14 protein-coding genes and 1 pseudogene are annotated in these 19,930 nt (G+C 70.8%); 3 read left to right on the top strand and 12 right to left on the bottom strand.

Going from position 1 to position 19,930, the window contains the following annotated elements; genetic code table 11:
* The 4 genes and pseudogenes from AAFL97_RS10920 to AAFL97_RS10905 form a co-directional block, all read right to left on the bottom strand.
* Positions 1-1,461 carry a phospholipase D-like domain-containing protein gene (locus AAFL97_RS10920; protein ID WP_341644931.1) on the bottom strand — a complete coding sequence of 487 codons (1,461 nt, stop codon included), beginning with the start codon at positions 1,459-1,461 and terminating at the stop codon, positions 1-3.
* Between the two features lie 1,329 nt (positions 1,462-2,790).
* Positions 2,791-4,527: an eCIS core domain-containing protein gene (locus tag AAFL97_RS10915; RefSeq protein WP_341644930.1), complete on the bottom strand. Its 1,737-nt coding sequence runs from the start codon at positions 4,525-4,527 to the stop codon at positions 2,791-2,793.
* A pseudogene (locus AAFL97_RS10910) lies at positions 4,465-4,633 on the bottom strand (eCIS core domain-containing protein); the annotation flags it as partial. The gene AAFL97_RS10915 and the pseudogene AAFL97_RS10910, both read right to left, overlap by 63 nt.
* Before the next feature lie 447 nt (positions 4,634-5,080).
* Positions 5,081-5,761 (bottom strand): OmpA family protein, encoded by a 681-nt coding sequence (locus AAFL97_RS10905; protein WP_341647140.1) that lies wholly within the window; start codon positions 5,759-5,761, stop codon positions 5,081-5,083.
* Here AAFL97_RS10905 and AAFL97_RS10900 point away from each other — a divergent pair.
* Complete coding sequence (locus AAFL97_RS10900; protein ID WP_341644929.1) at positions 5,693-5,938, top strand: hypothetical protein; 246 nt, start codon at positions 5,693-5,695, stop codon at positions 5,936-5,938. The genes AAFL97_RS10905 and AAFL97_RS10900 overlap by 69 nt on opposite strands.
* Here the strand turns inward: AAFL97_RS10900 and AAFL97_RS10895 are convergent.
* On the bottom strand, positions 5,903-6,940 hold the full coding sequence (locus tag AAFL97_RS10895) for an eCIS core domain-containing protein (protein WP_341644928.1): 1,038 nt from the start codon (positions 6,938-6,940) through the stop codon (positions 5,903-5,905). The genes AAFL97_RS10900 and AAFL97_RS10895 overlap by 36 nt on opposite strands.
* A gap of 414 nt (positions 6,941-7,354) precedes the next feature.
* Complete coding sequence (locus tag AAFL97_RS10890) at positions 7,355-7,906, bottom strand: ATP-binding protein (protein WP_341644927.1); 552 nt, start codon at positions 7,904-7,906, stop codon at positions 7,355-7,357.
* Here AAFL97_RS10890 and AAFL97_RS10885 point away from each other — a divergent pair.
* Both AAFL97_RS10885 and AAFL97_RS10880 read left to right on the top strand, forming a co-directional pair.
* A complete protein-coding gene (locus AAFL97_RS10885; RefSeq protein WP_341644926.1) occupies positions 7,893-8,123 on the top strand; it encodes a hypothetical protein in 231 nt (76 codons plus the stop codon). The genes AAFL97_RS10890 and AAFL97_RS10885 overlap by 14 nt on opposite strands.
* 180 nt (positions 8,124-8,303) lie before the next feature.
* Entirely contained in the window at positions 8,304-9,224 is a 921-nt protein-coding gene (locus tag AAFL97_RS10880) for a hypothetical protein (RefSeq protein WP_341644925.1), read from the top strand.
* Positions 9,225-9,388: 164 nt separating this feature from the next.
* On the opposite strand, the gene AAFL97_RS10875 is transcribed toward AAFL97_RS10880, so the two are convergent.
* The 6 genes from AAFL97_RS10875 to AAFL97_RS10850 all read right to left on the bottom strand — a co-directional run bounded on the left by AAFL97_RS10875 (position 9,389) and on the right by AAFL97_RS10850 (position 19,828).
* Entirely contained in the window at positions 9,389-11,014 is a 1,626-nt protein-coding gene (locus AAFL97_RS10875; protein WP_341644924.1) for a hypothetical protein, read from the bottom strand.
* Positions 11,015-11,018: 4 nt separating this feature from the next.
* Positions 11,019-12,926, bottom strand: coding sequence for a hypothetical protein (locus AAFL97_RS10870; protein ID WP_341644923.1), 1,908 nt, complete (start codon positions 12,924-12,926; stop codon positions 11,019-11,021).
* Positions 12,923-14,647 carry a hypothetical protein gene (locus AAFL97_RS10865; RefSeq protein WP_341644922.1) on the bottom strand — a complete coding sequence of 575 codons (1,725 nt, stop codon included), beginning with the start codon at positions 14,645-14,647 and terminating at the stop codon, positions 12,923-12,925. Before AAFL97_RS10865 ends, AAFL97_RS10870 begins: the two co-directional genes overlap by 4 nt.
* Before the next feature lie 16 nt (positions 14,648-14,663).
* The gene (locus AAFL97_RS10860; RefSeq protein WP_341644921.1) at positions 14,664-17,051 is read right to left on the bottom strand and encodes a methyltransferase type 11; all 2,388 of its coding nucleotides are present in this window, start codon (positions 17,049-17,051) and stop codon (positions 14,664-14,666) included.
* Positions 17,052-17,187: 136 nt separating this feature from the next.
* On the bottom strand, positions 17,188-18,126 hold the full coding sequence (locus AAFL97_RS10855) for a hypothetical protein (protein WP_341644920.1): 939 nt from the start codon (positions 18,124-18,126) through the stop codon (positions 17,188-17,190).
* Positions 18,127-18,148: 22 nt separating this feature from the next.
* Positions 18,149-19,828 (bottom strand): phage tail protein, encoded by a 1,680-nt coding sequence (locus AAFL97_RS10850; RefSeq protein WP_341644919.1) that lies wholly within the window; start codon positions 19,826-19,828, stop codon positions 18,149-18,151.
* Positions 19,829-19,930: the final 102 nt, after the last annotated feature.

Below are 19,930 nucleotides of genomic sequence, written 5' to 3'. Positions count from 1 at the left end.
TCAGGTCTTCCGCCGCCAGCGCGGAAAATGCCAGCCCTTGAACAGCTTGCGCTTGTGCAGGGGTTCGAACATCGCGTCCGGCCCTTCGGGGTCGAGAATCTGGTTGTCGGCAATCCATTCCTCGGTGTCGCTGAGTTCCGGAATCTCGTAGTCGATCAGGGTCCGCCCCTCGCCGCGCAGATGGTCGATGGCGGCGATCAGCGAGCCGCGGCGTTCATGCTCCTCGGCAACCTTCTCCGCTTCCGTGCCCAGGTGCTCGGCGATGAGGTCGTAGCGGATCGCGGCGATGCGCTGCCGCTTTTCGTCAGCATCGGCGCCATCGGCCGACAGGATCACGTCGCACTCGGTATCGAGCCGCAGCGAGCGGTTGTTGAAGTTCGACGAGCCGACGCGCAGGTAGTCGTCGTCGGCGATCATGATCTTGGCGTGGACGTAGATGTCGGCGCCGCCCTTGGTGCGCGGGTGGTAGATGCGGAACCTGCCATGCTTGTCGATGCGATGAATCGCTTCGACGAGGCGCGCCCTGGCCGAGTCCATCGCGACGGGTTCGAGCCAGCCTTCGGCGCCGACCGGATTGATGACGACGATCTCCGGGCCGTCGTCCTCCGCCAGGCGCTGGGCGATCGCCCGTGCGATCTTGCGCGAGGCGAAATACTGGCTTTCGGCGTAGATCAGCCGTTTCGCCTGCGCGATCAGATCGATGTACATCTGCTCGATTTCATGCACCGGCTCCTCGCCGTCGAGCTCGGGCTTGGTGCGGGCAATGCCGAGCCGGACGTCGCGGAAGCTGGGCTCCAGCCCCTCGGGCCAGCAGTCGTGCTCAGCGTCGATCGGCAGCAGGCGTTCACCCGAGGCCGCCAGCCAGCGGTCGCGCGCCAGGTCGCCGATCGCGCGGGCGGCGGCGCCGTCGAAGGCACTGGTTGCGTCATGCCAGGGTTCATAGGGCTTGCCGCCCGGATCGATGCGCTGCGGATCTTCGTCCTCGTGCTCGCGCCGATCCCAGCGGCACAAAGTCATGTCGATGCCGCCGCAGAAGGCCAGACAGTCGTCGATGACGACGATCTTCTGATGGTGCGAGCCGGCAAAGGGGTGAGCGGCGTCCAGCCGCAGCGTGATGCGGCGATGCATCTTCCAGCGCAGGATGGTCAGCAGGGTCTTGCCGCGGAACAGCGCCTTGAAGGCGCCGGTGTCCCAGCGCAGCAGCCGGATTTCCAGCTCCGGCGAGCGCCGGGCCAGCCACATGACAAAATCGCCCAGGTTCGCCGGGCCTTCGTCTTTGCGATCGCCCAGATCGATGCGGGCATCAAAATCCCAGCCGACCAGGAAGATGCTCTTGCGCGCCGCCAGCATCGCCTTGCGCGCGACGACGAAATAATCGGCCGCGTCGACGATGAAGGCGAAGCGATCCGCCTTCTCGACCCGCCAGCAGTTCTCACCCGGGCGGAACAGGCCCCCCGTCATTCCTCTCGCTCATGACATCCCCCAGTGGTGAACATGGTCAATGGATGAGGCTGGCCGTCGCGGACAGGTCCTCCGCTGGCGCTGTCTATCTACTACCACGAACACCTGCCGCTCCGCTACGTGGAATCGTCCGGCTGAAAAATTCGCTTGCACTGTTCGTGACGGCGCATGCTCGGGTGCAGCAGCGCGAATCACATGAGCATGTGCCGCCGTCGGGTTCAGAAGAACTGCGCGCCGAGCTGGTCGACCAGCGCGACGGGATCGACATCGGGTATGTCGAACTCGAGATCGTCGAGCGAAAGATCGAAAGGCTCGCCTTCACGATACCTGACCGGGAAGCGCACGCCGAATTCGAGGCCGGAACCGAGCTCGACGGCGGCCAGTTCGACACGCTCCTCGTACAGGCTGGCGCCGAGCGCGGTGACGGCGACATAGCCGGACACGTCGAAGCGGAAGCTGGGCTGGGCGTGGAGCGCCGCCTCAGCATCGATCTCCAGGCCCTGCGAGGGCATCCAGTCGATATGCACGCTCGCCTCGGCGGCACCCGAGATGCCCAGTGTGCCGCCGATCTCCAGGCCGCCGGTGGCGCTCGCGCCGGTGATGCCGAGACCGACGCCGGCGCGGGCGCCCAGGCGCAGGCCGGCCTGCGCCGGTACGTTGAGATGGGCGTCGCCGGTGACGTGGGTGTTCTCCTCGTGCGAGGGGTTGTACTCGATGCCGATCCGCAGCTGATCGAACGCACCCGGGCCGACGCTGGCGTTGGCGCTCAGGTTGCCGCCCACTTCGGCGACGACGCCGGGGATGATCGGAATCTGCGTCGCCAGGCCGAACAGGCGCTTGTCGTATTCGAGCTTCGAGAAGATTTCGAGCTGGCCCGGCAGTCCGATTTCGCCCGACACGGTGACCTCGCCGTTCGGATCGAGCCGCAGGCCGGCCGTCCCCTGCAGCCATGGCGCGATGCGCACCGTCGCCGAACCGCTGCCGTAGACGATGATGGGCGCGCCGGGCGCCGCATCGCCGCTGGGCTGGCCGTCCTCGCCGATGCTGCGGTTGGTCGCACCGGCGGTGATCTGGCCCGACAGCATGCCGCGGCTGAAGGCGCCGCTGAAGCTGGCGTCGAAGGCACCGTCGTCGTAGCTGACGGAGAGTTCGGAATCGACACCCGGAATCGCCGGCTGCGCCGTGCCGCTGGCCGAGACTTTCCATCCGCCCTCGGCCTGTGCGCACTCGACGTGGATCGAGCCGGAGCGGATCGCCGGGTTGGCCGCGAGCTGGACGTCGCCGGCGATGTTCAGGCCGTTCTCGCCCTGCGTGATCGCGATCGAGGCTTCATCGACGCCGGGCACCGAAAGCGCGGCGCTGCCGGTGAAGGCCCAGCGGCCTTCCTCGACGCTGACGGTCGCGGTCGCACTCTCGATGCCGCGGATCTTGTCCGGCGTGTCGATGCCTATGGTGCCGTCGGCGCCGAACTGGCCGTTGCGCCACCAGGCGCGCACCCGGGCGCGATCGAACAGCGAAGGCTCGAAAGCTGAAGCCGCCTTCGAACACGAGGCCGCCGGTCGTCGACGCCGATGCGGCCAGCTCGCCGCTGCCGGCGCCATCGATCGAGAACAGAATCTGGCCGCCGACGCCCAGGCCGCGCATGGTGGAATAGAGGACACTGACGTAGGCGTCGTCGATGGTGGTGCGCGGAATCGGCAGGCTGACCTGATCAGGGCCGTAATCGAGCGAGAACGTCAGGTCGCGCCCGCGCAGGCGCACGGTGATCGGCGCGTCGAGGATGGGAATCGACGGGGTCAGCGTGCCTTCGGCGGAGAGCTCGCCGTCTTCGGTCGATACGTTTTCGAACAAGACCGGGCTGAGCTTGCTGTATTCGAGCTCGAGTGTGGGCAGGGCGGAAGGGTAGCCACAATACTCACCGTCACCGTTCAGCGAAACCGTGACCATGGGAGTCTTGGGCTGCCAGTCGGGAGGCAGATCCCATTTCGCCGACATCGAGCCGACCGCTCCTTCCGGGTTGCCCGTGTTGTCCGTCAGGCTGATGGCGGTAATCTCCAGGCCGGCCAAGGCGCGTGCCTGGCTGCGGCCGACCACGGGCGCGGCGCCGGGGCTGTGGCGGAAACGGCCGACGGTGATGCCGCCGGGGCCGGAAGTCAGGACGAATTCCCCGGCCGAGCCCTGCGCGTCGCCGTCCTCGGCCGGATTCGGTGGGCTCGCGGTGCTCAGCGGATCGGCGCCTTCGATCTCGGTCTTTGTCCACCAGGCCGAAGCGCCCGCAGCCGAGCCGGCGCCGGTGGCGGCGACGCTGGCGAACACGAGATCGTGCCGGCGCAGGAAGCTGGCGCGGTCCGGCCTGGGCTCGAAGGTGTCGAGGAAGGAATCGACCTTGCGGTAGATCCCGCTGCGTATGGTGCCGCCGGAACTGGAATTCGAAGGCTGATCGAGAAGCTCCATGTTCTCGATGCTGTTGCCGACGCCAGAGCCCATCTGTCCGGAGACCTGCAGTTCGACGACGTGGTCGACCTGGAACTGCGCGATCTTCCTGCCGTTGCGATCCCAGCCGGGGATGCGCAGCAGGGTCTGCAGCTCGGACAGGCGTTTCGTCCCCAGTCGTGCGCCGCGATGCAGTTTGAGCCGGATGCGGCCACTGGCATCGGCAGGCACCGGGATGTTGCGTTCGTCGAGGCGCGCCCGTATCGCATCGGCGCCGACTTGCGCCTGGCTGTTCCAGACGGAGCGCTGGTCGGCGCCGTCCCGGCCGTAGCCGCGCACGCGCTTGAGGTTGCCGGCCGAGGCGAGGCCGCTGTACAGCGGCAGGTGGCGCGATTTCACCGCCGGGATCTCGAGCCGTTCCAGTGCTGCAAGTGCGGCGGCAGTGCGTGCGCTCTCATGGTAGCGGGTGTGCATCTCGGGCTCGATCGCACGCGCCAGCACGGTTGCCGCCTGGCCATCCTGCTGCACGACGTGGGCGAGTTCGTGGGCGAGGAGATGGCGGCCTTCGGCCGTGTCCGGTGTATGGGCATCGGCTGCGAGATAGATGTCCCGCCCGGACGTGAACGCGCGCACCGAGCGCAGCGGTGAGACGGGCCGCTTCGGCATCGGTGTGGATGCGGACATCGGCGAAGTCGCGGCCGAAATGGTCTTCGAGTGGGGCACGTGCGTCCTTCGGCAGCGGTTCGCCACGTCCGTGGCGAACTTCGACACGACTTGCAGCATAGGCGGGCAGAGCCGCAGCAGGCTGCGGTGAGGGGGATGTGCCGGTTGCGGATGTGCCGGTCGCCGCAGTGCCGGCAGCGGATCTGGCATATGTGTGGGCAGATGGGGCCGGGCTTGCACCGTCGTCGGCGCCGGCTGCCGGAGCGCCTGGAGCGAGTGCCGACGACGGTGTCGGATCGGGTGTGCTGGCGGGCGCGACAGCGTTGGCATGCTGCTCGGCTTCGCGCTCGATGGCCTCGCCGGGCTGGCTGACGCGTGCTGGAGGCGAGGCGTAGGCGGGCAGGGCAGGCGGCGCTGCGGGGACGGCGGCGGGGGCAGCGTCGAGGCGGCCGACCGTGTCGTGCCACTGCGGGAGGCGGCAAGCGGCGCTTGCGCCGGCCGCTCGCTCGGCCGCCGTGCGAATCTAGGCGACGGCGTTTCCATCGCTGCTGTCCGGCTGCCCATGGGGGGCGCCGTCCGGTGCGCGCGGCGCCGGTGTCGGCCAGTCGCCCGGCGGCGACGGCGCGCCGCATTCCATCGCCACCTGCCATTTCGGCTTGTGCAGGCCCAGCGACCAGGGCGACTGCGCGGTGATGGTGCTCAGCGCGTTGTGGAAGGTGGCGTAGTGTTGCGGCCTGACTTCGTTGCCGAAGGACATGATGCCGCCGTTGTGTTCCCGGATCGCCCCGGGCAAGGCGCTGCCGCTCGCATCGGTCATCGCCTTGACCATTTCGTCGTGGGCGACCGGGTCGCCGACGTCCGTACCGTCGACGACGTACTCGTCGTCGAGACCAAAGGCGTGGCCCCATTCATGCGCGGCGGTGATCATGCGTTCGCCGCCGTCGACGATCAGATCGACGCGGCGGTCGCTTTCAAGCTGGGGCCGGGCTTGATCGGCCTCGGTTTCGCCGCGCGAGCCGAGGGTCACGCGCGAGGCCATATTCGCAAATCCGTTGCTGGCAAGATAGTTGCGCACGGCTTGTGCCCGACGCTGCGACAAGGCCATGTTGTACGACTCGCTGCCCGAAGCGCTGGCATGGCCGACGATCTCGACCCGCACTTCCTGGTGTGCGGCATTGCCGGTTGCGCCGTTGAACAGCCTGATGAAAGCATCGAGCGTGGCCCTTGCCGCGGGTGTGAGTACGTCCGAATCGTGGCCGAAGTGAACGGACTCCCGCAGCAGGTCGACTTCTTCGGGCCGGTCGTGGTGCTGGCGAGCCGCATCGTCTGGTCGTGTGCGTCGTCGTCATCGCCGCGGTTGACCTTGTGCGAGATGTCGTAGCTGCGCAGACTCTCGCCGGTCGGCATCTTGTACGTCTCGGTCAGCATGTGATCGCCGGCTGCTTTCGCCCGGGCGCCGATGTCGAGCGTGACCCGCACGTCGGCACCCAGCCAGTTCCAGCGCGGCTTGTTCAGGAAGAAGCTCGTGGCGGCCGCCCCAGCTCGTTTCGATCAAGGTCTTCAGTTCATCGATCCACGGCGTGCGTTCCGCCGGCGTCCATTGGTAGGAGGCGAGCGCGGCATTGCGTTGGGGAATGGGAATCGCGTTCAGACGGGCGGCCAGCGCGGCAATGGCCGGGGTGGCTGGCAGGTCGGGATGCGGCACGATGGCGCCGCCGCTGACGACCAGCGTGTCCTTGAACTCGATTGCGACGCCCTGCGTGATGTCGAGCATTCCGTTGCCTTCGGCCGGATCCGCCGTGTATTGCGCATCGAAACCGCCGCGGCCGCCGGCGCCGATGATGGCTTGTGGTGCAGCCGGATGGGGGCCGGCCCTGGCCCAGTCCTCGGCCTCTTCGAGTTCAGTCCTGCACGCCGCCATCGGGTCGGCTGGCGCTCCGCCGCCGCCGAACAGATCGTCCCACCAGTCGCGCTGCAGCTTGGGCGCGGCGCTCTGAGGGCCACCGGCGTCGGCCTGCTGGCCGACGTGGGCGAGTTCGTGGGCCAGCAGTTCCAGCCCCGCGTCGCTTGCGGGCGCGTAGCTGCCGGCCGAGAAATAGACGTCGTTGCCGACGGTGAAGGCGCGGGCGTGCATTTCCACGCACATCGCGTCGGCTTCGGCGTCGGTGTGGATGCGGACCGCCGACAGGTCGCGGCCGAGCCGGGATTCCAGGCTGGCGCGCAGATCGGGGTCCAGCGGTGCGCCCTGGCCGCGGCGCGCGGCGATGCGCTGCTCGGTGCCGGCCGGCGCGGTGTTGCCGGCGAGCGCGTCGGCGCCGCTGCCGTGCCCGGTGTCGGCGGCTTTGCCGGTATCCGCTGCTGCCGTCTCGTTCTTCTCTTCCATCGGCTTTCGCGCGGAAGAGCTTTGGCGACAGCACGTCCTTCTTCGGCGGCGTGATTGCGGGCTCCAGGCTGCCGCGCGGCGCAGCGCCGCTGCATGCCGGGCAGGCCTGCGTGCCGCCCGTCGGCGAGCGCAGCGCGCGGCGGACTTCGCCGGCGACCTTGTCCGCCTCCTTTTCCTCGGCATCCTGCGGATGGCTCACCGCCAGCTTGGCCTGCAGATAGCCCGGTGCTGTCTTCGTCGTTTCGCCGGAGACATTGTTCTCAGCCTGCCTGTCCTGCGGCTTCATGGCGCTGTCGCCGGGCGATCCCGCAGCCGGTGTGTTCTTCCCGGCCGCCTGCGATCCGGCCGCGGCGCTCGGCGCCTTGCCGTCGGGCGCGGGTGCCGGCTTGCGGCGCAGGCCTGGCGTCAGGCGGCTCATGATGTCCCCCTTGCGTGCAGCAGTTGCGGCGGCGGACTGCGGCCGATCTTGCGGTATTCCTCGATCAGCGCGGCGACGAGGCGTTCGGCGGCGATCGGCGCCGGATCGCCGCCGTCGGCCGGGTCGAGCGCCGCGGCCTGCAGCACCGCATTGCGGATGTAGCCGCCGGGCAGCGTGCAGTAGCTCGCGAGCTGCCGGCACAGCGCGGCATCGGGGGCGCGGCGGCCGAGATGGGCCTGCCAGATGCGCAGGCGCTCGGCCGCGCCCGGCGGCGGGAATTCGATGATGGCATCGAAGCGGCGGGTGAAGGCGGCGTCGATGCGGCCGCGGTTGTTGCTGGTCAGGATGACGATGCCGGGGTGCTGCTCGATGCGGGTGAGCAGGAAATTGGTCAGCATGTTGGCGTAGCGCTCGCCGGTTTCCTTGCCTTCGCCGCGCCGGCCGAACAGCGCATCGGCTTCGTCGATCAGCAGGATCACGTCCAGCGCGGCGGCCTCGTCGAGCAGGCGGCCCAGGTTCTTCTCGGATTCGCCGATGTACTTGTTCATCACTTGCGGACAGGTCGACCCGGAACAGCGGCGCGCCGAGCACGCTCGCCAGCCGGTTTGCAGCCAGCGTCTTGCCGGCGCCGCTTTCGCCGCAGAACAGTGCGCGCACGCCCGGCATCGGCTCCGACAGGCTCGTTCCCAGTCCGTCGGCGAGGGCCTCGCGTTGGCGGCAGCGTGCGACCAGGGCGTCGAAGCGTTCGAGCAGTTCGTCGGGTAGCACCAGTTCGTCCGGCCCCACTTCGCGCGCAACCGGCTGGGCAAGCTGGCGCAGGCGCTCGCTGCCGAAGCCGCTGCGGGCACGGCGCAGGTGGGCGAGCGACGGGGTTTCGCCGCGCACCCTGGCATCGAGGCGGATGCGCTCGGCGAGGCTGCGCACGGTCGGGCCGTCGAACAGTGCATGGCCGGCGAACTGGTCCACGAATTGCTCCAGTCGTCCATCCGGCGCGGCATCGTCGGCTTGCCTGTCCTCGGCGGTGAGCGCGGCGCGCCAGGCAGTACGGCGCTCCTGCGCAGAGAGCGGCGGCAGGTCGACCTCGACCAGTGCCTCGCCTTCGACCGCGCCGTCGCGTCCGGTGACGATCAGCATCGGTACGGCAAGCGCGGGGTGGGGCGGCAGCAGGTGTCGTTCGCCGGGGCCGAGTTCGAGCGTCAGTACGGGCAGCCAGCCGGCATAGCGGCAGGCTGCTGCCAGCGCGGGCCGGCTGCTCCAGGCCGCGGCTTCCAGTTGCAGCGGTGGGCGGCCCACCTCGGCGGCCAGCCGCGCGGCGGCGGCGAGGCCGGCGGCGCGGGCGCCGCGGAACACCACATGGCGGGTGAGGCCGCTGCGCAGCATGCCGGCGAGCGAGGGCAGGCGCTCGCAGAATCGCTGCGGCAATACCGCCTCGCTCGGCGCCAGGGGCGCGGTGTCGCGCCAGGCGCTGACGTCGCCGCACAGCAGCGCCCACAGTTCGGGCACGGTCGCCAGCGTGCGCGTCGGCAGCGGGCCGTCGCCGACGATGTCGAGCACGCCGGCGCGCACCAGGCGGTGGTTGGGCAGGGCGAGCGGCGCCAGCGTCGCCCCGAACAGCGCTTCGCCGGCGGCGGCGATCAAGTGCAGGCCCGGCCGCAGCGCGCCGGGCGACTGCAGTTCAGCCAGCGCGAGGTTCAGCAGATAGCTCGATTCGTTCTCGCCGCACAGCGCCAGCGCGAACCATTCGTGCAACTGCAGCTTCATGTCGGCCAGCAGGCGGCCGAGCGGGCCGCGCAATTCGGGCGCGATGCGCGCGAGCGCGAGGCAGGCGGCGCGCCAGTCCTCGCGCGGGGTGCCGAGCAGGGCTGAGAGGTCTTCGCCGGCCTGCTCGGCGGCCAGCGCGTCGAACACCGCCGAAGGGGCGCCGAGGCTGAGCCGGGCGAACTCGATGATTCCGGCATGGACGAAGGCGCGCGACAGGCGGGCGCCATCGGGTGGCGCCGCGGCCTGGGCATCGTGCAGTGCGGGCGCGTTCATGGCGTGAAGCCTCCGCGGTCGTAATGGAAGCGCACGACGCAGCCGAGCCAGGGCAGCCAGCCCGGGTCGATGTCCAGGCCGGCGCGGCGGATGTCGAGGCTGGCGTCGGCAAGGCGCAGGTGCAGGTCGACGCGGCTGGCGGTGGTGCGCACCCTGGCCGGGCGCTCGACACGCAGCGCCGCCAGTGCGGCGTCGCCGTGGAAGCGGCGGGCCGCGGCGTCGACGGCGCCGGCGTCGTGGCCCGGCCCGAGGGCAGCCAGCGCAGCAAGCGGGTCGCTTCCCGGGTCTAGGCCGGAGGCATCCGCGAGGAAATCCGCCAGCGGCGGGTCGATCGGGATCTTGATGCGGAAGGCGAGGCGCACCAGTTCGCGCCAGCCGGCGCGAGGCTCGGCGAGCGCCGCCCGCCAGTTGCGCAAGGCGGGCAGATTCAACACGTTGAGCAGGAAAAAGAGGCTGCCACTGCCGGTCAGGAAATCATGCTCGGTGGCGGGCGGAAGTGGCATGGTCGGTGCCGCGCTGGAGGAAAATGGAAGCGGCTCCGGGGCGGAGACACTGGATGGTGCAGCCTCCGCTCCGTCCGGAGGCCTAGGTTCGGCCGGGCTTGCTGCCGTCGAGGCAGGCAGAGCAGCGGCCGGAGCCGTGCGGGGCGCTGGCGCGGCCGGTGCCACAGGCGTGGCGCTAGCCAGCGTGTGCGCGGCATCGCGCAGGCGCTGGCCTGCGCTCGCAGCGCCCAGCGTGGCCGGTGCGCTGGCCCACAGCTCGAGCACGGCCTGCAGCACGGTGCGGGGATCGTTCCGAGGCAGGCCGGCGGTGGCCTGCTCGGCGCCAGGCATCGCGTGCCAGCGAGGCGCCCGGGCTTGGCGCGTACCGTCGGGCGCGTCCGTGATGCCGGCGACGGCAGGAGAGACGGGTGATGGAGGTGGCGGAGTGCGGACGGCCACATCGGCAGCCGGGTTCGTCGTCGACGAATGTGGTGTGCTCGATTCAGGCTGTGGATGGCCGGATGCGTCTCGATCCGGCCCGCTCTGCCGTGATGCCCGGCGCCCGCCCGGCGGCGCATCGAGCGCAGCGGCGATCGCAGCGCTCCAGCCGGTCGCGGTGCCGATGGCCTGCAGCAGCACGCGGGCGGCCGGCGCATCGAGTGTGCGCCACAACGCAGGCAGCGCTGCGCGCAGGCCGGGGTGATCGAGCAGCGCGGGCAGCGCCAGCGCATCCTCCGTGAGCAGGGCGGCAAGCGCGTCGGCCAGGCGAAGCGCCGGCAGCGCCGCGCGGTGGCGCCACAGCCAGCGCCGCGCGGCAGTGCCGGCGAGCAGATCGCGGATGAGGCAGGCGCGGTAGTCGAGTGCGTCGCGAAAGCGCACCGCGTCGGCACTGTCGGCGCCAGGGCTCCACGGATCGGCGGCGCGGCGGGTGATCTGCGCCGCGGCCGCGGCCGCGCGCGCCGGCAGTTCCGGCAGCGTGCCGCTGACGGCGACGCGGCGTACGACCAGGATCGCGTCGTCGCCGGCGTCCGGCCAGCGGCTGCGTGCCAGCACGGCCGGTAGTTCCGCGCGGGCACGGGCGATGGTGCCGGCGGTGCCGCGCAGGACGACGCGGCCGAGGCGGAGATCGGGGGCGTTCATTTCCTCAGCCCCGGTTGACTCCGCTGATGCGCAGCGCCGTACTCAGGATGGCGGCCGGCTCCCGTTCCAGGCGCGGATCGAGAATGCTGGCGACCGATGCCACCGTGTCCTGGCCGTCGTGATCGTCCACGCGCAGCGTGGCGATGACGCGCTGGCTGTCGTCGAAAAGCTGCAGCAAGGTGCCCGGCGCGGCCTCGCGGTTCAGCGTCAGGCGCAGTGCGTCGCCGAGGCGGAAGCGGCCGGGGAGGGTCTTGATGCTGCCCTGGACGAGCTGCTGCGGGTCGTCGCTGGCGGCGAGCAGCAGGCAGGCGCGCACGAGGTTGCGCATCGCGCTGCGCGCGGCGGCGGAGGCGTCGGTGTCGAGCTGGCGGAACCACCAGGCGACGAGTTCGACCAGCGTGCGTATGCCGTTGAAGTCGCGTTCCTCGGCTTCGGCCAGGCCGGGCCAGCGTTCAGGGGTGTCGACCGCCAGGCGGTTGGCCTCGGCGGCCGTGGCCCAGTCGAGGCGGATGGACGGCGAAATGGCGCGCAGGCGGGCGAGCAGGCAGCCGGCGGCGGCGTCGAGGCGCTGGTGCAGCGCCCGCGCCGGCTCGCGCAGCAGTGGCGACGGAATCGCGAGCAGGTCGTCGAGCGCGAGGATCGCGCTGCCCTGGCGCTGCAGCTCCGTCAGCGCGGCGGCGTCGAAGGGGCGCAGCGCGACTTCGCGCACCAGCGCGTCGTTCTGCTGCGCCAGTCCGGCGAGCACCGGTGTGGCGAAGGCGGCGGCCGTGCGGTTCAACTGCAGCGTAAGTTTTTGCCGGCGCGCATCGACGAGGCCGGCAAGGACCGCCCGTCCCGGCAGCAGGTGGCCAAGCGGGCGCAGATTTGCCCAGTCGCCGGCCGGGATGGCGTAGACCGCCTCCATGAAGGGCAGCAGCGCGGCGGGCAGCGCGGTCTCGCGTCCGGCGCAGCCGGGCACCAGATCGTCCGGGCTCGACGGGCGCAGCTCCAGCGGATCGGGCAGCGTGCGGCCGAGCGGGGTTTCGCGCACCTTGACGTAGAACAGGCCGAGATGGCTTTCGATGACGCGGCGGCGCTCGGCATGGGCGGCTTCGACTTCGCGCCAGTGCTCGGCCAGCAGGCGCTGCGCGACGGCGTAGTCGTCGAGCGCTTCGGCGCGTTCGCGTTCGCGCACGTCGAGCCGGCGGACTTCGCCCGGGATGTCGGCTTCCAATGCCGCGAGCCGGGCGCGCAGGTCGTCGACGGTCTGCTGGTGGCGGCGGCGCAGCGTGATCAGTGCGCCGCGTAGCGCCTCGATCTTGGCGATGTCGTCGGCGATGGTCTTGCCGGCCGAGAACAGCGCCGATTCGTCGTTGTGCGGGGTGCCGTCGGGCCCGGTCTCCCCCGGCTTGGCGAGGGGGCGGTCGAGCCGGGGGCGCAGCAGCAGGCCCGCGGCAGAGTGGAGGTCCGGGGCGATGCGCAGACGGAAGGCGGGCGCTTCCTTGTCGTCGGTGATGACGCCGAGGCGGCGCAGTTCGGCCGGTTGCAGATGGTCGTCGAGGAAGTCGCAGATGCGGTCGATCAGCGACCTTGCCTCGTTCCGGCGTGTGTCGGCTTTGTTGCGCAGGTCGAGCAGGTCGCGCTGCACATTGAAGAAGCTGTCCCTGATCAGGGTGACGTGCGACAGCACGCCCTTGCCGGTGGAGGGGGCCTTGTTGAAGACGGGTTCGGTGAGCGGCTCCTTGGGCTGGGCGAATTGCAGCGGCAGCGTGCCGAGCGCGGCGAGGGGGCCGGCCGAGAGCATGCTTTCCTGCTGCAGGATGCCGGAGAGCAGGGCGTTGGTGGTGAAGGCGCCCGTCTGCTGTGCCGCTGCAAGCTTCGGTTCGTTGAAGTTCACCGTTCCGCTGGCGAAACTGTTGAAGAGTTCGCTCATTTCGGATTCTCCGTCCTGGCCACAGGGGTGAACTGGGCTGCCGTCGTCCAGCGCACCAGTTGCGCGCCCAGGCCGTCACCGGCCACGCCGCCCGCGAGCGCGCTGAAGGACACCGTCAGCGCATCGAACTGCTGGCGCTGCAGGCCGAGGAAGTCATTGACCTCTTCGAGCAGGCGGAAGCTCTGGTCCAGCGCGCTCTCCAGATGGCGGATGTCGTCGCGTAGCTTTTCGCGCTGGAACAGCAGACCGTCGCCGTCGGGCGCGGCGGGGGCGACGCCGCCGTAGCCGTCCGGCGCGGGATGCGGTTCGGCGCGGTGGCTGGCATAGGGTTCGGGCAGCGCTTCGGGCGGCAGGCTGCCGGCGCGGTCGCTGACGAGCTTGTCGCGGTACTGCGCCGGATCGGGCGGCGGCGAGGCGATCAGCCGCGGCGCGCGCAGGGCCTTCAGTTGCGCGGCGGAAAGCCCGTGGAACAGCGCGTACCACTGCTGCTTCCAGGCCTCGTATGCGCCGGCGGCCGTCTTCGCGCGGCGGAACAGCTCGTCTTCCAGGCGCGTGTCGCGCTGCGGCAGGTCGAACAGGTCGCGGCGGTAGTCGAGGTCGGGAATCGCCAGCAGCAGGCGGATGCGTTCGCCCAGGCCGTGGATCAGGTCGACGCTGCCGCGCGGCAGTTCGTCGGCTACGACGTCCTCGACCGTGCTGGCGGGCACCGGTGCCAGTTCGACCTGCAGGTCGGCCGGCAGGAAGGCCAGCGACGGCGTCCTGGCCGCCGGGTCGCGCAGCAGCGCGGCGGGCAGCGGTCCGGCGGCCGGCAGGTAGTCGAGGCCGAGCAGTTCGGCGAGGGTCTGCGTCGGCGCGTCCGGCAGCGGCGCGGCGTGTTCGCGCTGCCAGGCTTCGAGGGCCGCGACCGTGTGCGCGAGCAGGGTGTGCGCGGCAGCGTCCGGTTCGGCCAGCAGCCGGCCGGCGAGCGGGTCGAACCACACCGGCAGCCGGTCGACGATCTTGACCAGCCCCAGCGGCACCGCGCCGCTGTCGCTGCGGAATGGCGCTTCGCGCAGCAGGCGCACGCCGATGCGGTTGGCCGCGCGCGCCTGCGGCATCGCCATCAGCCACGGGCTGCCGGAGATGCGCTGCAGGCCCAGCAGGCTCACGGTCTCGATGCGCCGCTCGGCAAGCGGATCGGTTTCGCTGCGGGTGCAGGGCTCCTGCTCGGCCCTGTCGTCGATCGGCTCGACCGCGCTGCGTATCGTCAGCAGAAAGAGGCCATCGCGCAGCGGGCTGTCCTGGTCGCGTTCGGCCTGCGCGGCGAGGTCGGCCCAGGCTTGGTCCAGCGGGTAGAACAGGCGGATCAACTGCCCCGCAGCGCCGACCGCCAGGCCCGGCTGCACGCGCACGCGGGTGTCCGCGCCGCTGCCGGAAAAGACCGTGGCGAGGCCTTCGACGATGCCGGGCGCGAGGCTCGCCAGCAGCGGTGCGATGCGGTCGTCGACATAGGCCTGCAGGCGTTCGAACTCGCGCTCGCCGAGCGCGCGGCCGGCAAAGAGGTTCAATCGGCGCGGATCGCCGGCGCGCCGTTCCGGCTCGTGCAGGCGGATGGATGGCGGCACGCGCGGCAGCAGCGTCAGCGCCGGACGCACAGCCAGTGCTGCGAGCAGGCCGGGCGGCAGCAAGGATGACGAGGTGAGCAAGGAGCGGCGCGAAGAGTGGGGCGATACGAGGGCCATGATGTTCTCCTTGCCGTCAGCCGGCGAGCGACTCCCACAGCCTGATCTGGGCCGCGGCCAGTCCGTAGTTCTTGCCTTCGCTGACGAAGAACTTGGGCAGATCGACCGCGCTGCCGAGTTCGAACAGATGGTCGCGGAGTTTCTCCAGGAGCGCGGCATCGGCCTTGGCGATCGCCTGCATGCTCGGCCACAGCGCAGGATCCAGGCGGCGGTCGGCGAGGCCGGCGATCTGTGCCGCGGCGATGCGTGCTTCGGTAGCGGCGCCGATCAGTGCGTCGGCAGCGCCGGCGGCCTTGATGCCGGCTTCGCTGGCGCCGCGCGCGCGGGCGAGGTTTTCGAGCGACAGCGCGGCTTCGAGGTCGGGTGCGCGTGCGCCCTCCAGCTTCATCCTGGTGATTTCCGCGTCGGCCTTCTTCACCCGCTCCTCCAGCGCCGTGCGCTGTGCGCCCTGGGCCTTTGCCTCACTTTCCGCCTTGTCGAGTGCGATCCGCAGCTCTGCCAGGCTGCTGTTGCCCGTGGTCTCGCGCTCCAGACTGGCCTCTAGCCGGCTGCGGGTATCGGCAAGCTCGGCGTCGGCGTTGTCGCGTGCCTTGCGGATGTCGCCGATTTCCACCTTCAGCTTGTCGATTTCCCCGCGCGCGGCCTGCAGGTCGGTGTCGGTGCCGTCTGCCGTTTCCAGCCTGATCCTGGCCTCCTTCAGCTCGGTTTCGAGCTGGGCGATCTGCAGTTGCGCGGCCTTCAACTGGGCGGCGGACGTGGCGCCTTCCTTGTCCAGCGTGGTGGATCGGGCGCGTTCGTCGTCGAGCATTTTGGAGAGCTCGTCGATGCGCCGCTTCACGGTTTCGTCGATCGGCGAAGCAGTGGTCTTCAGGCGCTCGATCTCGGCACGCGCGGCGTCGAGATCGGCTTTCAGCTTGTCGATCTGTGCGCTGGTGGCTTCGAGGGCGTTGGCGAGCACGGCGGCGTTGCGCTGGTCCGACTTCAGCGCTTCGATCTCCTTCCGCGCGGCCTCCAGTGCCAGCGCCAGGCGCTCGATCTCGGCCAGCGCGTCGGCCAGGCGCTGGTCGCCGCCGAGGGCGACGGCCTTCTCCAGTTCGGCGAGGCGAATCTTCAGGCGCGCGGCTTCGGCTTCCAGCGCAGCGCGCGCTTCCTCGGCCGTGTCGGCGGCCTCGAGCGCGGTATCCAGTGCGTCTTCGAGCCGGGCGGCATCCGGCGGCAGTGCCGTGGAGGGTGGCGGCAGCGTGGTGCCGAGCGCCAGCACGACGGCGCTGACGGCGGTTTCGGCGGTGCGCGGCGGGCGGCGCACGTAGAGGATTTCGTCCGGATTCGCCTCGGCCCAGATCGCGCGCCACACGTCGGCGTCGGTGTCGATGCGGTGGATGGGCGGCTGCGGCAGCACGCGCAGCGCAAGGCGGTCCAGGCGCGCGAGGCGGCCGAGCGCGCGCGGCACGACCTCGGCCGGCGCTTCGAGCTGGCGGGCGCGCAGCGCGAAGGCCGCATCGCTCATCGGCACCAGCACCATCACGTCGCAGTCGGCGTCGCGTTCGAGGTCGATGGGGGCGAGATGGGCGGAGTCGGCCAGCACCGCGGCCAGTTCGCTACGGCGAACCGGCGCGATGCTGACCTCGAAATCCTTGGGGAAGAACTGCTGGCGGCCGCCGATCGGGTCGATAGAATCCTGCGGCAGCGAACCCCAGGGCGGCAGCACGCGGAAGTACTGGCTGGCGGCGAAGGCGCCGCGCAATCCGCTGCTGCGGCGCGCCGCGAATACCGCCTGCAGCAGTTCCTGGTAGTGCGCGGCAAGATCCTGCTGGATCGCGTTCGGGGTGTTCAGCGCGCGCTGCGGCCGGCGCAGCAGGCCGCGGTCAAGCCACAGGATGCGGCCGCGCTCGACGGCGAGCAGGCCCAGCGCCACGGCGTCGTCCGACGGCAGCGCGAGGCGTTCGCCGCTGCCCAGCAGCTCGCGCGCGAGGTTCGCGCGCACGGCGATTTCGTCCTGGTTCGGCAAGGGCAGGGGCAGCGGCATCAGGCGCAGTTCCACGCCCTCGGCCCAGGCGGAGACGTGTGGCGTGCGCGCCGCGGCGAGGTCCTTCGGATAGGCTTCGGCGACGCCGTCGATGGTCTCCGCATGCGTCAGCGCCAGCGCGTACAGGCCGCGGGCGTAGCTGCGGAAGCGGCCGTCGTTGAGCGTCGCGATCAGCCCGCTGTCGAGCAGGTCGATCGTCAGCGGTCCGCCGTTGAGCTGCAGCACGCGGCCGGACGGCGCGATCGCGATGCCGGGGGTGACTTCGACGACGTGGCCGGAGCGCAGGCTGGGCTCCAGCCCGCGCACGATGCCGGCGCCGAAGACCTGGCCGAGTTCGAGCAGGCGCTCGTCGAGGTAAATCTGGTCGCGGTTCAGCATCCGAGGCCTTCAGCAGCTGGCCGTCGAAGTAGTTGGTGCGCGACAGCAGCGGGTCGATGCTGGAGATGCGTTCGCCGGCCGCGTTCGTCGTGCCGGCACGCAGTGGAGTGAAGCGTATGTTGGCCATGGCGGTTCCTTAGCTGCGGATCAGCCGGGCGAGAGCGGCGGCGTTGAAGAGGAAGGGGCGCACGAGGTTGTCGACCTCGATGCGGCGCGGGTTGACGACGAGGCCGGGCTCGGGGGCCGGCGGCGTCAGGCGGATCGCGATGCGTGCGAGCAGGGTGCGGGCGAGCAGCGCCGGATCGGTCAGGAAAGCCTGGCGGGCGATCAGCGCCCGGTTGTCGTCGCCGAGTGAATGCAGCAGGCGGGCGCCGAGCTCCAGTTGCCCGCGCGCGGCACCACTGCTGGCTTCGATGTGGCTGCGCTCGCGCTCGCCGAGTCTGTCCTCGATCTCGCCGAAGGGCCGGATGCGGGCATGGGCGGCGAAGAGGTGCTCGTCGGCCGGAACGTCCTCGGGGCGCTCGGCGGCCAGCTCGAACAGCACGCAGTCGGCGACCCGGCTGGGCTGCACCGGGTCGGTGCCGGCGTTGATCTCGGTCGCCAGCATCGGCTGCAGGCCGCTGGCGCAATCCTGGTAGCGCATCGTGACCTTGAGCCACAGCAGGTTGTCGGGCTCGGCATAGCCGTCGCGGATCAGCACGCCCCAGGCCGCCTCGTCCTCGAACTGGGCGGTGAGCCAGGCGCCGAGATCGACGCAGTAAGGCTCGGCGGCGCTGACTTCGCGGCCCAGGCCATCGACGCCGATGCCGGGGCTGACGACCAGGCGCACGCGCACGTTGTCGGTGTCGTTGCCGGGGTCTTCCGCGCGCATGCTCACGCGCAGGCCGGCCACGGTGCCGGCGCCGTGCAGCCAGTAGCCGTGGCGCGTCGCGCGGCGGCGGTGGTAGTCCTGTTCGGCACGTGTCGCTTCCAGCCCGAGCAGCATGCCGGGCTGGTGGCTCACCCGCTTCAGCGCCTCTTCGAAGCGGCCGTCGCCGGCGAGGCTGGCATCGCAGTTGTCGTCGGGCTTGTTCATGCCCTTCTCCTTTTTCGGTCCCTTACGGTCCTTCGCCGGCGCTCGCGCCGACGGCCATGGCATGCTCGGGGTCGAGCGCCACCGGGTTGTGCAGCAGATCGCCGCGGCCCAGGCGCGTGCGGTCGAGCACGACGCGGCCGGACGGCGGCCGGGTTTCCAGCCAGGTGTCGATGCCGAGCAGCGGCGACAGGCCGAGCACGAAGGGGTGCTCGCTGGCGCGGACGGCCCATTGCACGGTCGCCGGCACCAGCGCCGGCAGCGCGTCGCGCACCACGGCCTGCAGGCTGCGCGCCGGACCGTGCAGGATCACCGTCAGGCGCCGCGAGGCTTCGTCGAAGAAGCGTTCGACCACCGCCGCTTCGCCTTGGCGTTCGGCCACTTCCGGCGCGAACAGGGCGAGGAACTCACGCGCCATGTCGTCCGACAGGATCAGGCTGTCGCCGACGATGCTGTTGCCCGACAGGCCGGTGCCGAGCGTCAGCGGATGGCCGCGGTCGTCCATGTCGATGCCGAGGATGGTCGCCATCGTGCGGCGCAGGCGGAAGTGTTCGACCGGAATCACCGCACCGTGCGCGACTGCGCCGTCGGTCAGGATGTCGAGCGCCAGCAGCAGCCCGCGGTAGCTGCCGTGCGCCTGCTGCAGCGCACCCTGCGAGGCGAGCCAGCGGCGGCGTCGCGCTTCGGGCCAGTGGCCGGGCAGCGCCGTGCCGAGGAAGCCGGCCAGCCAGGGCAGGCGCTCGGCCGGCGTCGCCGCCGGATCGACGAGGGTTTCGCTGGCGGCGATGCGGTCCTCGAGCGGCGTCAGCATGCCTTCGAAACTCGCCAGCAGGCGTTCGCGCAGGTCGGCGCCGTTGGCCGGCACGGCATCTGTGCCCTCTTGCGGCTGTGGACGTTCCTGCTGCTGGAAGTGGTCCGGCAGGTAGTTCGTCTGCCACGAGAAGCGCGGATAGTGGATGCGCAAGGCGAAGATCGCCGGGCTGTGGCGGCCGTCGCCGTGCAGCGTGAGGCGCAGGCGCAGGTAGCGGCCACGCACTTCGCGCACCGCGCCGCTGCCGCGCTGGATCAGCACTTCGTACAGGCCGGCGTGGGGATCGTCGGGCGGCGCGCGGCCCGCGGCGAAGGCCAGCTCGGATGGCTGCGGATGCCGTACGCCTTGCGGCTGCGCGATCCATTCCTCGGGCAGGCGACTGCGGTCGTCGCCCGCCTGCACGGCGATGTCGATGCGGCAGCCGGGCGGGATGCAGGTGTCGAGGTAGAGCCGGTCCCACAGCGTGTCCGGCATCGCCGAATCGAATGTCTCGCTGAGCGTCACCGTGCCGGACGGCGCGAAGCGGGCCTGGGCGAGCCGGTAGAGGCGCAGCGGGCCATCCGCGGTCAGCGTGCGCGGCAGGCCGTCGCGATGGCGAACGAAGCGAACCGCGGCCGGCAGCGCGGCTTCCGAACGGCGAGGCCAGCGTTCGGCGACGGCTTCGGCGCGGGCGGCCGTTCCGTTTCCTTCGCCATCTTCTTCGTCCGGCAGCACGAAAAGCGGGCAGTCGCGCTGCCGGCCGCGCCGTTCGCCTTCTTCGAACGGCAGCAACAGCAGAACACAGTTTTCGCCCGGTGCCTCGATGTCGGTGGCGAGCGGCAGTTCCGTCGGCAACGGGTGGATGCGGAAGGCGGCATCGGGCCCGGCGGCCAGCGGGCGGCTGAAGACCTGCATCCGTGCTGCGGTGTCTGCGCTGTCGGGGCGCTCGGCGAGGATGTAGAGACGTTCGCCGTCGGCAGCGAGGCCCAGCAGGCCGCGGTGCGGTGGCAGTTCAGC

This window comes from Thauera sp. SDU_THAU2, from assembly GCF_038260575.1.
GTDB lineage: Bacteria > Pseudomonadota > Gammaproteobacteria > Burkholderiales > Rhodocyclaceae > Thauera.
Note: the sequence above shows the minus strand (reverse complement) of the source record. Positions and strands in the feature narration are given on the sequence as shown.